Origin of the sequence: Synechococcus sp. H55.11 (assembly GCF_047462475.1) — a bacterium.
GTDB lineage: Bacteria > Cyanobacteriota > Cyanobacteriia > Thermostichales > Thermostichaceae > Thermostichus.
Genome location: NZ_JANSJI010000162.1, coordinates 1 through 11,805 on the forward strand (window position 1 = coordinate 1; position 11,805 = coordinate 11,805).

11 protein-coding genes are annotated in these 11,805 nt (G+C 49.9%); 2 read left to right on the plus strand and 9 right to left on the minus strand.

Translation table 11 applies throughout. The features are described from left to right. Positions 1–7: 7 nt before the first annotated feature. From cas2 to cas6, 7 genes are all read right to left on the minus strand, one after another. Positions 8–301 (minus strand): CRISPR-associated endonuclease Cas2, encoded by a 294-nt coding sequence (cas2, locus tag NW853_RS06925; protein WP_414335565.1) that lies wholly within the window; start codon positions 299–301, stop codon positions 8–10. Between the two features lie 3 nt (positions 302–304). Continuing rightward, a complete protein-coding gene (gene cas1, locus NW853_RS06930) occupies positions 305–2,020 on the minus strand; it encodes a type I-MYXAN CRISPR-associated endonuclease Cas1 (RefSeq protein WP_414348557.1) in 1,716 nt (571 codons plus the stop codon). A gap of 95 nt (positions 2,021–2,115) precedes the next feature. After that, the gene (gene cas5 / locus NW853_RS06935; protein WP_414335569.1) at positions 2,116–2,715 is read right to left on the minus strand and encodes a type I-MYXAN CRISPR-associated protein Cas5/Cmx5/DevS; all 600 of its coding nucleotides are present in this window, start codon (positions 2,713–2,715) and stop codon (positions 2,116–2,118) included. Continuing rightward, positions 2,712–3,632, minus strand: a complete 921-nt coding sequence (locus NW853_RS06940; RefSeq protein ID WP_414348560.1) for a DevR family CRISPR-associated autoregulator — start codon at positions 3,630–3,632, stop codon at positions 2,712–2,714. The genes cas5 and NW853_RS06940 overlap by 4 nt, the downstream gene beginning before the upstream one ends. 85 nt (positions 3,633–3,717) lie before the next feature. Further along, positions 3,718–5,277 carry a type I-MYXAN CRISPR-associated Cas8a1/Cmx1 gene (cas8a1, locus tag NW853_RS06945; RefSeq protein ID WP_414348562.1) on the minus strand — a complete coding sequence of 520 codons (1,560 nt, stop codon included), beginning with the start codon at positions 5,275–5,277 and terminating at the stop codon, positions 3,718–3,720. Beyond that, complete coding sequence (gene cas3, locus NW853_RS06950; protein ID WP_414348565.1) at positions 5,274–7,682, minus strand: CRISPR-associated helicase Cas3'; 2,409 nt, start codon at positions 7,680–7,682, stop codon at positions 5,274–5,276. Before cas3 ends, cas8a1 begins: the two co-directional genes overlap by 4 nt. A 13-nt stretch (positions 7,683–7,695) precedes the next feature. Beyond that, on the minus strand, positions 7,696–8,364 hold the full coding sequence (gene cas6 / locus NW853_RS06955; protein WP_414348568.1) for a type I-MYXAN CRISPR-associated protein Cas6/Cmx6: 669 nt from the start codon (positions 8,362–8,364) through the stop codon (positions 7,696–7,698). A 340-nt stretch (positions 8,365–8,704) separates the two neighbouring features. Here cas6 and NW853_RS06960 point away from each other — a divergent pair, with 340 nt between their 5' ends. After that, entirely contained in the window at positions 8,705–9,265 is a 561-nt protein-coding gene (locus NW853_RS06960; RefSeq protein WP_414348569.1) for a formylmethanofuran dehydrogenase subunit E family protein, read from the plus strand. A 90-nt stretch (positions 9,266–9,355) separates the two neighbouring features. Here the strand turns inward: NW853_RS06960 and NW853_RS06965 are convergent, their stop codons facing one another. Beyond that, on the minus strand, positions 9,356–9,955 hold the full coding sequence (locus NW853_RS06965) for a Uma2 family endonuclease (RefSeq protein ID WP_414348572.1): 600 nt from the start codon (positions 9,953–9,955) through the stop codon (positions 9,356–9,358). A gap of 127 nt (positions 9,956–10,082) precedes the next feature. Further along, positions 10,083–10,667, minus strand: coding sequence for a Uma2 family endonuclease (locus NW853_RS06970; protein WP_414348575.1), 585 nt, complete (start codon positions 10,665–10,667; stop codon positions 10,083–10,085). Between the two features lie 175 nt (positions 10,668–10,842). On the opposite strand from NW853_RS06970, the gene csx2 reads away from it, so the two are divergent. Then, on the plus strand, positions 10,843–11,805 hold a 963-nt coding region (csx2, locus tag NW853_RS06975), incomplete at its 3' end, for a TIGR02221 family CRISPR-associated protein (RefSeq protein WP_414348578.1).

The following is an 11,805-nucleotide window of genomic DNA, read 5'->3' on the forward strand; positions in this document are numbered from 1 at the left end:
TGTTTCTTCAATAGATCCTGTAGCTGCTCTGCTGCTGTGGCCAACTTCCTGGTCGGTTCGAGGTGAGCACCCGCTCCAAACAACGGTTGCAGATCCCCACGATGAGAAGGCCATCTTCCGGCTTGAGGATCTTCTCTAGTTCCCAGCGCAGTTTTTCTCGTTCTCGTAATGTTAGCCAAGTGCGGAAGATTGAGTACTGAATTCGCTCTCCATATCCCTCTAACAACTTCGACGCTTTTCGCCATCGCTTTTGGCAACGTATGTCATAGCATACTAAGTAGCAAACTTTATATTCAGCCATGGTTCACCTCACAACCAAGTTTCCAAATAAGTCACCCTCTCCATTCCATTCTTTTTCTAAAAGGCGAACCTCTAGCTCTAACAAACGACGATAGGTTAAGGAATAGTTAGTGACTGGATGCTTCCACTTTTCCTGCTTGCGATCTTCGTAAATTTGAATCATCTTTTTCCGCCCTTCTTCGCTAAGCCAAACTTGTTGTCCTCGTATGATGAAGTCTCCTTCCGGATCCCATTGTTTACGATTCACTGAAGCTACGATTGGCATATCCACAAGAGGCACGCGAAAGATTTCCATCAAGTCGAGAGCTAGAGGAGGTGCTTGAGAGCGAGGCTGGTGATAGAAACCGAGAGCAGGCTCTAGGCCTACCGTCAAAATAGCGTTCATGACGTCTTTAAGCAAAAGGGCATATCCAAATCCCAGTAGAGCATTAAAGCGATCCTTAGGGGGCCTTCGGTTTCGGCCTGAAAATCGCATCTCCTCTGGCACCTTATCTGATAGCACATAGGGCAAAGCGGCAAAGTAAAGTGCCGATAGATTTCCTTCCAAACCCAGCAAGCTTGATAATGACTCTGCTCGATCGACTTGCTTGAGTACTCGCCTCATTTGGTCAATGGCTTGCTCTACCTCTGGTGGACGAGCAGATCCCAGCCGCATCAAGAACTTACGCTGACTTTGACCTCGACACGCAACCAGCTTCCGAGCTAACTTCAAGCACATTTGAGGATCGCTCAGGGCCTGGTACTGTCGGATCCGGCGTTGGATGCTTCCGTGCCGGGGATCTAGGCTACCAACGTAGCGTCCACCCCCAGAGATTAGGTGAATCCCAATGCCTTGCTCAGCACAGAAATAAATGGCCTGAGTTGAGATTTGAGAAAAACCGTGCAGCACAATTTGCCCGGTTTGCTGAGCAGAGATAAACTCTTCGTTTTGGTTTCGGTAGCTTACTTTAAGACGGAATCCGCTGCGCCCTACCCGCGCCCCCGGCTCTAGAATGTGGACACACTGCCGTTCATCGTCTTCCGGGAAGAGGCGAATAGGCTGCCATTCTCTATCATGAGCTAGCCGCGCTTCTTCAGGTAAGCACACAGGGGCCAGAGAGCAGCCTGCGCAGAGTCGCTCGTTGTCAGTAATTGGGGGACGGAGATGGGATTGGCGCAGCAACCTTGCTTGCTCGATTGCCTGACGCACAGCTTGGCGCCCGGCATCATCGAGGGGAACGCGCACTAGCACATTGTCGCCGTGGTATCGAATTCGTCCTTCAGGGATTGGGATCCCCAGGACAGTTTCCATCAGATAGGCATAGGCCAAGATCTGCAGCCGGTCGCTTTCCCAGGCTTGGGGCTGGTTGTCCGGATCCCGGGCTGCCCGACCCCTTTTATGCTCATAAGGAATAATCTGACCGTCGCGAGTACGCAGGGCATCTACCCGTCCCCGCAAACCCAGATCCTCGCTTTCTAGAAATAGATCCTCCCAATCTTCCCCCTCTTGCTTTTCTAGCTCTGTATGTAGCCGCCGACCAGCAAAAATAGCTGCGTTTTCACTGTAGAGCTCCTCAACTTCTTCTAAGTAAAATAATCGTGGGCAGTAGGCCAATGCATGCAACGCTGAAACACAAATCAAATCTGAATCTATCTGTACAGAGAAATCAGCCAACGATAGCGGCATAATCCAAAGCTCCAAAACATAAACAACATGAAGAATATGAGAAAACCTCAACAATACTGAAAAAACCTTCTCCTCAGATAGAGGCAAAATCTAGCCTCAAAGCACTGCCCGTTCTCGCATACATGTGCAAGGATGACAGCAGACAGCAGCTAATCTGGCCGAATTTCTGTCCAAGCCAATTCAGGTATCTCCTCACTCTCAAGAGTTTGGAGCAAGTACCTTTGCCAGCGGGTGCCACGGGCTCCTACGTGATCGACCCAATACGGCAAAGTGAGGATCCCGTCCTCATCTCGAATTAGCCATCGACTCTGCTTGGGAACTACTGGAATTGGCGTTATCGAGTTAACAAGGTCACGGCTCTCCCCCAAGCTCAGTCCTCCGGATCGGTTAATCGATTCGGGATTCTCAAAGGCTCTTTCCAAATCATGAGCAAGGGATCCTTTAACCAGCACTGCAATCTGCACGTCAGTGAGTAATTGCTGATAGTCGGGACGGGCGTTGGCCGGATCCCGAATGTCTTTGCTTTTAAAGCGACGAAAGGTGCGGATTACCGTAGAAAGTTGAGGTTGGCTCAGTAGGGCAATTGCCAGTTGAGCACCACAATAGCGATGCCGATCCCACTCTCCCAGCAAGGAAAGCAACATTCCATAAACAGTAGCAGGTGGCGGCACCGGATAGGTTTCGGCAAACTCCCTGGCCCAAGATTGACGAAAGCAAGCAATAGGTACCTCAACCTGAAGCTGAATCATGCTGCCTCCCTAGAAGAGATTTGACCTTGAATTATGGCAATTAGGTCGTCAACCGTTGACTTAATGCCCGGACTTACATGAGCACCTAATTCAGCTAGCTTCTCCCCGTCCTCGGTTTCGGCAGCAGCTCCTGCTAGCCATAGCTCTTGAGGATCTATATCTCCTACTTGTACTCGACGCACCAAGTCTGGCATGCTTATTTCTCCCTCAGAGTTTTCTTCAAAACAGTAGAGCAGGCGGGGCGAAAAGTCGTGCGTCCAGCGCAAGACTATGCTATCTGGTGAAAAATCGTAGAGAAAGCGGGAGTGATTGCCGGCTACCTCCCCTAAAGAAACCAGTCCCCTCACTACTTCAATGACTCGCTCTTGCCGCTGAAGTCGAGCAGGGGTCATTGCAAAACCGTATTGATAGCGAGTGGCATGCACTTCTGTTCCGTAGAGAGAAGTGGATCCCTTCTGACCGCTTCTTGCATTGAAGGTTATATCTCCACTGTACGGTCGGGTGGAGATTGCCCGAGTTACCTCTAAAACACCGCGCCTAGCAGTGGTAGTGCCTTTGGCCAGCTTTTTCCCCTTTCCTTTAGATGAGCTTTCGTCTGAGGCATCTACTTTAGCTCCCTCCGCGCGCATAAAGCCTAAAACATCATCATCAATGTACAGATCAGGGTCAAAGTTAGGCTCTTCCCACTCGTTGTCGTTAGTTTCGTCATTCCAGCGTCGGTTGACCTTACAACCGCTTCCTGATGTTTGCCAGTAGTAACGCAATGCCCAGCGAATTGCTTCAGCAGAAACAGTGGTGTGCACCTCATTTTTCCAGAGAATCTTTTGCAGGGTAGTAATATTGCCCTCACTCTCGCCGCGATTGTTTGCAGCAGTACCATAGTTGGTCAAAATGTTGCCGAACAGGTGAAAAGTCATGGTTTTCCTCCAAACTAAGTTGCTAAGTTACTGCTACGTTGATTTTTTGTCTGGCTCACAAGCTTCTACTTTGAAGATTATAGTCTTAGTCCTCTTCTAATTCGGCAGGAGCAATCAAGTCAGTACCGTTCTCATCGGGCTCATCTTGAGTTTCTTCCTGACGCTCCTTACCTTTGTAGCTTGCTAACGCCAGAAGAGCTAGATCCCGTGCTTTTCTCCACTCTTTGGGATCCATAACCAAGTCCATCAAATCATCCCAGTGCTCTTGAAGCGTTGGTATTATCCCAGCTTTTGCCCAAAAGTTAGTAATAAACTCACGGAAGCTTTCTGCATTTTTACATCGAGCTAATCCAGTACGAATACGTACGTTTTCCCTATCAAAGTTAGTCTGCTCTCCTCGATCTTGAGCCTTCTGATATAAACGACCATAGGTAAAGCGAATAGCCTCATGGCAGGTCTGGACAAACCAGCGCTCTCTATCATCCATGTCTGCTCTCATGACCATCTCACTTAAACCTCTGCGTTCGTAGCACAGTTGTTGGAACCGCTCGTTACTGTTAATCCAATCTGAAAACCCGGCATACCAAGGATGATCTCTTGCCAGATTTTCAGCAATCATCTCACGAGCAAAGCTTGTTGCGATAAAGCTTCCTTCCTCCGCTTTTGTCTTAAGGATAACTCGATCTGGTAGTACCGCTTTGCAGATCTGGTAGTTTTTGCAGGCATGATACTTTGCTTCTACAGTAAATAGATCTGTGCGAGACTTTTGTTGTTTCGACCAGGGGACAGAACCTAGAGTGAGAACCTGACATCGAGTTACCTTAAATCCTCGAGAAGATTCTGCAACCTCTTGATATGTCAGAAACTTAAGCCCAGCATCTCCCAAACCGGCAGCATGTAAATCTCGATAACTTGCATAACGGAGCCGAGGATCTTGCCGATAGCCTGCATAGACCTCCATATCGGTGATCTCAGGAACCACCAGAGCATATTGAGCTTTTTGATCCTTCAGCCGTGACCGAAGAATGTAGTAGAAGGAAGAAACAGGAGCGTAGAGGAGTATAAAGGCCATCTCTGGAGACTCTTCAAAGCTTGTATCTGAGGTAAATGCATTATGTCGCACAACGGTACCTGGATTAAGCCAGCCAGCAATGCTAATTGGCTGCCTAAGCCAATTACCGTCTTTATCGCATAGATTTTTGGCAAATTCCTGATGGACATAGCTTTCTAAAGCTTTGTACTTGATAATGATGGGTGGGCAGTTCTCATCGATCTCTAGAGATTCAGTTTGCTCACCAAGAATTTTGCGAGCTTTGTTATGTTGTAAAAATGTTCCCAAGATCCCCTGGTGAATGATTACCTGTGAGTCTTTCCGCATTGACTTACTATCAATTCCTCGCAGTGCGATAAGTCCATTGTTAAGCTGAAAAGACTCTTTAAGCAGCCAGTCAATGACCTCAAAGTCATTTCCCTGCCAGAACAGTTGGACTTGTCGAGGTGTCAGTTCCCAAGTTAGGGACCCTGGCCGCTTCTCTGGTGGAATCTCTTGTTCTATCTGCTTAAGAGTCATCCACAGCCCAGCCAGCCCTGCTCGATGCAGCAGTGTCAACCCAGGATGTCCTATGTGTAGCTTTAGCTCAGTCATGGCGTGCCAAATTCCTCACTATAGCTGATGTATCCAGGCTCTGTTACGAAATAAAATCCACGTCGCTGCCAATTCCACCACTCTATCTCTTGATCTGGAATCCGAATCGGAATTGCCCAGGCTTGAGCCTCTTGCAGAAAAGCTTGCATCTTCGATAGCTTTTGCCCCTTGGCCAAAGCTTTTTCCTGCCGACCTTTAGCAGCTTCCCAAATAGACTCCTGATCCTCTGCTAGAAGCACCGTTATTGTGTGTCCACTTTCGCGTAGGAAGCTTGGGTAAGTGCACCAATCTTGATCAAGCCAGGCCGATTTTACTTCAACAGGCTCTTTTTGGCTGAGCTGAGAAAGAATGCTAGCTAAATCCCGCTGTGAAACGCGCTCTAGTCCTCTGTCTTTAACCTCATTAACTAGTTTTTGCCCGCTTTCTATTTCTTCTGCAGTATAGGGGGAGCTTTTATCCCATCTGTAGAGGAGAGCTGTACAAGGTTCTTCTTTTTCGCTTTTCATTCTTCGATTTAGCCGACCCAATCGCTGAACCAAAGCCGTTGCTGGAGCCATGGCAGAGACAAGCAAATCTGCACTTAAATCTAAGGATATTTCACAGACTTGTGTAGTGACAGCAAGAACAGGTTCTGGCCGACTAAAAGCATTGATAACCTGCTCATGCTTGGTGAGTCTATCTTTGTAGCGAAAACGACTGTGGTAAATTAAAACTTTGGCTTTTATATCTTTTAATTTTTCCTTGGCAACTTGATAAATATCAATACAACTGGACACTGAATTAGTTACCCATAGAACCTTTTGCCTCTCCTGAACTGCCTTGATGACTTTCGACCAAATGAGCTCAGAGTGGGTGGGATCACCTTCTACTTGTATTTGATAGCGCTTCAGTTCTTCTAGCTCTCGCGGTCCTTCAACGGGATCCTCTATAGGTTCACTCAACTCATCCATCACTCGCTTAATTGCCTGGAGCTGTCCTGGGGTAAAGCTAGCGCTCATCAAGAGGACAGGTGCACCTCGAAAAGTCCGTAAGAATCTCAGTAAAGCGCCGAACAATTGATTGTCATAGGCATGCACTTCATCAAAAACAAAGGCAGATTGAGCTAGAACTGGCCATGAAAACAGTGGCCTTCTATTGTTTTGGATTAAACCTAAAATGGAATCCACAGTGCAGATAATTAATTTCTTTCGCCATGCTTGCAGCGCAGCCAGACGAGATGAAGTTGCCTCATCTTTTTCGCCCTCTCCGGTTAGCAGTAGTTCTCGATCTAAGTCTGCCCGCGAGTGCATCAGCATTTTTTCTATTGGGGATCCCTCGGCATAGTCTAGGTAGCCCTGAGTAGCTGTTCCAGTGGTAGGGTAGCCAAAAAACAGCCGCTTTCCCACTGCCCACTTTTTTGCCCAAGCATAGGCTCCTAAGGTTTTCCCCGTACCACAGCCTGCTTTTACCAGTGTTACCCGACAGCGGGTATTAGCAATTTGCTCTTGGAAGGGTCGTAGAGAATTTCCCCCTAGTTTCTGGGTAACCAGTTGCTCTAGTTCGCTTTCCTGAAGAACCAAACTCAGGGTATTAGAGATCCAATCCTGTAGGTTTTCTCCCTCTGATGGCAAGATCGATCCTGCCAGATCTGCGGCGATGACCGTGGCTTTAGCCGCCGCCACCAATGCCCGCTGATCTGAGCTTAGACTTTTGGCAAAGTCTCGGAACTGGTTTGCCAAGGTATGTAAATGCTCTTCTAGCTGTTCTTTTTTCCAATTTGCCGAAGGTACATCTGGAATCTCTTCTGGCAGTCCAAGTTTCTGGGATCCCAGTCTCAATATGGATTGAAAATCCCGATGGTCAGTGTAAATACGAACCTCAGTTCCTGTGCCATCCGGCAACTCTGTAATTTTGTGTGATTCCTTGCCCTGTAAATCCACTCCTGCCTTGAGATGATGTCCGATTGCTGCCCAAGTAGCCAAGAGCAGCTCCTCTTCGGTAAATGCTTTCCGTAGCCACTCCCGAAATGGGCTAACCTGCAAGGCGAGTATGCCGCTTAAAAATTCATGTCGAATAAGTTGTTGCTTATTGTGAGCCCTCCAAGCCTTCTCAAGTCTTGCTTTTGATTCGGCATCTAGAATTGATGACTTGAGATAAATCATCTCTTGGAAATGTTGGTTTGCCTTGCCCCAATCATGTAAATAAGATCCCAGCTTAACAATAGATTTCAGACGACTTGCGTCCTTCAACCTCAACTGCTGCTGAACAGTCTCTCCTAGATGCTCTGAAAGAACTTCAGCCGCTGATAATACAGCCGTGACATGGCCTGTAAGCTTAGCAGCGCCTTTTGCTTGAGCGTACTCTTCTTCGGATTGGCGGCTGGGATCCCGCTTCTCCAGAGATTTTGCCAGTAAAAACTTAAACATTGTAGATCTCTTCTTACTTGTAAGGTAAAAAGAATCCGCAGCCCATGCGCCGTCGGCCACCTAGGCCTACTTGCTGCAGACGAATTGAATCTTCCTCTTGTAAGTTTTCTACCAATATTGAGAAACCTATGATTGTATGCCCCTTGATTCTTAAGGTTTTACGCAGAGGCTTTCCGGTTTTATCTTGCAGTACTGTTACCTGGCCTGAAATCTTTAGCTTCTCTAGCTGAGCCTGGGCAGCTTGGGCAAATGTATCCGGCTCAGTGTAGCCCTTGATCGTAACCATTCGAGCTTTCAGGGAAGTACTTGGTTTGAGAGTAAAAATCTTAGGGATCCCTAGCTGTACCTCGTGAGATCCAATCTTCAATTGTTTACCGGCTAGCTTGTACACCTCCGCCACTGCCTCGATAGGTAGTCGAATCCTAATGTGGGAGTGTGGAGTTAGTAGGATTTTGCCTTGTCTATCTCTGATCCCTGCTGTTGTCAAAATACCGACGCAGGGATTCCGATGCAACATCGGCACTCGGTGACACAGTGCCGCCAATAAGCCGTATCCATGATCTGCAGGGAGCGTGGCTCCTCGTATAGGCAGGCACAAGTCTACTACGAGGGTAAGGAAGTCTGTTGAGTCAGGTGGTGAAGCCTCAGCAGTCATTGGTCTGGCTCCGTCTACAACTGCCATTTAAGACATCATAAAAAGGAGGTTACTAGGAGCCCCTAGCCGTTGTCAAGTGGTAGACAGCGCCCTAAGGCGATCAGTGGATAGGGCAGTCAGGGGTGCTAGAGCCTGCTGCCACCAGCAAAGCACTTCTGACCACAACGGCCATTTAAGGGTGCTCAACGCCCGGAGGCTTACCTTCGACAATATCATCGTTCTCGGCTCACTGCACTTGTGAGTCAGTTCTGGGAATAGTTCTCAGAAGGCTGTTGGATCCCCCGCCCCTGCATAGGCAGGCTCAAGGGGCAGGGCTTAGGATGGCTTAGCATCTTTCTGCTTTTCATGTCTCCCCACTGCACTGCCTATGAACTTGTTCTTCGTTGCCAAGCCGCAGCCGTTTTCTCTTCTACTGATCGCGCTTCAGCTAGCTTTGGGAGCACCAGCAACAGCTCATCCGAGTTCTTTTTCTGGAAGTGACTCGACGGCGATAGCAGTTCAGAGAGTAACAGAAATCCATGGCGGAGCCGGCCCTTGGGCAGTGATCGGCTATCGCATGGGGACGCGCGCCCTTGCGGAGCTAGGCTTGATGGATCCAACTCCCCACACTTCTAGGAACCGTTTTTTGGTGGAGGTTATTCACGAGTCGCCGCTGGAGATCCCGTTTGTGTGTATTGTGGATGGCTTGCACGCTGCAACAGGAGCCAGTTTGGGCAAACTGAACTTGAAGCTGGTGGAAGTTGGCTCCCTCGACAAGATGCGCAGTGTGGTGATCCACCGAGAGACCGGCAAGCGGGTGGAGTTTCAAGTTTTGCCTGAGTTTATCGCCAAATACCGGAATTTGCCCCCGGAACAACTGGCGGCTGCAGGCCAGGAAGTTCTCCAACTGGCCGATGAGAAGCTCTTCCGCTTCACGATTAGCCCTTAGCAGGAAATCTTGTTTTGGGATCCCTTCAGCATTTGTCAATGGCCTGGAGATAAACTAGCAGGCTGTTTCACGCTATTTGCACTAAACCCACTAAGGGATCCGCGCTTGAGCAAACACATCCTGGGTGATAACTGCTAGACCTGGCAAGAAGTCATCTTGGATGGCTTGGGATCCTGTAAAGGTCTTTGGCGGGGCATCGGGGTAGAAGACGGTGATGCTCTTGGCCTGCGGATCCACAATCCAAACGCGCAGGATCCCGGCCTGCAGGTAATCTGCTGCTTTTTGAACCACAGCCCCAAAACTCTGACCCGGTGAAAGAATCTCAACCACCAGCTCGGGAATGGCGGAACAAGGCTCATCGGCCATGGCCTCAATTGGCAATCGCTCATTGGAGATGTAGGTGATATCCGGGATCGGGATCCAGGGCTCCGCATGTCGGGTTAGGACAATTGCCCATTCAGTATGAGCGGATCCCGGCTTGGGACACTCAGCAGCGGAGCACCAGTCCTCAAGGATTCGCCACAGGATGGGCTGGAGACGAGCGTGGAAGCGCTTTGGCGACATGGGTTCATATTTGAGAACAGCTTGTCCATCGACCAGCTCGTAGGTAATATCTTCCTCTGGCAGGGCAAGAAATTGTTCGGGAGTAAGTTTTTGATCTGGAGTCAACAACTCTGTAGTTGCCGTCACAAGAGAGCCCTCCTTGCTGAGAATAACCAAGTTCCTGCTCAAGCCAATTCTCTCTCGATCTGCCTCAATCTCTTGGAGTGAGTGTCTGCAAAGATAACCGCACTCAATTGTAAACTCAGCTCACCCACTAAGGGATCCGCGCTTGAGCAAACACATCCTGGGTGATAACTGCTAGACCTGGCAAGAAGTCATCTTGGATGGCTTGGGATCCTGTAAAGGTCTTTGGCGGGGCATCGGGGTAGAAGACGGTGATGCTCTTGGCCTGCGGATCCACAATCCAAACGCGCAGGATCCCGGCCTGCAGGTAATCTGCTGCTTTTTGAACCACAGCCCCAAAACTCTGACCCGGTGAAAGAATCTCAACCACCAGTTCGGGAGCTGTTGGACAAGGGCCGTCTTCCACCTGCTGCTCTGGCCAGCGTTCAAACGAAACATAGAGCAAATCAGGAACGGGAAGCCACTTCTGACCCTGCCTTTGCAAAACAATTGCCAGCTCTGTATATACATCTCCCTTGCCCTGACACCACGCATCCAGAATGAAAAGCAATCGCTTCTGCAGAGAGGCATGAAATCTCTGAGGGGACATCGGCGCATCTTTGGGAACAGCTTGTCCATCGACCAGCTCGTAGGTAATATCTTCCTCTGGCAAAGCAAGAAACTGTTCGGGAGTGAGTTTTTGATGAGAAATCGATAGCTGTTCGGTCGAGAGCATGCCCAGATCCTCATCGTTCTAGAGGCCAACTGCTTTCTAGGCTAACTCCGGGCTCCTTCCACCTTCACTGCTTGGGAAAAGGCGTCTTGTTTTCGTGAAGGGGGGGCTTCCAGGTTGCGGTAGCTTGCAGGCGGTTGTGCTTTGATGCTTTGCAGACCCAACCGCGAGGATCCCTATGGCTAAAACCCTTTTGACCACCCTGGGCACCGGCGATTACACCGAGACGGTGTATTGTTTTGGGGAGCGGCGGGCAGAGAAAACCTGCTACGTTGCCAAAGCCCTCTGCCAGCTCTTTGAGATTGACAGAATTATCCTCCTGCTGACGGAAGAGGCCCGCGCCAAGCACTGGAGCCGCCTGCAGGAAGATCTACCGCCCCATGTGGAGAAGGTGGCCAAGGCCATTCCCGAAGGCAAAACCGAGGCGGAGACCTGGGCCATCTTCGACGTGCTGGTTGATAGCATCGAGCCCAACACCCGGCTGTTTTTCGATATCACCCACGCCTTTCGCTCCATCCCCCTGCTGGTGCTCTTGGGAGCTGCCCTTTTGCGCAAGGCCAAAAATGTCGAGATCCAGGGGCTCTACTACGGCCTCTACCGCCCTGGTCAGGCAGAAACCCCCATTATCGATCTCACCCCCGCCCTTCGGCTTTTGGACTGGCTGACGGCCACCGACAAGTTCATCAGCACCGGCTCAGCCCTGGAGCTGGGGCAGCTTTTGGACAGGGTTCAACGGGACTTTTACCGGCAGCAAAAGCCCGGCAAAGGGGATCCCAGGCCCACCCGGCTGCAGAGCTTTGGACAAGCCATCCGCGACATCTCCCGTTGCCTGGAGCTGGTGAGGCCGGTCAGCCTGCAGGAGGACTTGCGCAAGTTACAAAGACACTCTACCCAGGAGTTGGCCGAAGAGGTGGGCCAATTTGCCAAGCCCTTTGGCCTGCTGCTGCAAAGCATTCAAGACAGCTACAGCCAACTGGCGCTGCCGGCAGACCAGAAGGAGGATCGCCGAGCTCAAGTTCAAAAGCACTTTCAACTGCTGCGCTGGTATGTGGAAAAGCGCTTCACCACCCAAGCCCTTCTCTTGGCCCGGGAGTGGGTGGTTTCTGCCCTTTGCCTCTGTGAGGGGATCCAAGACTACCGC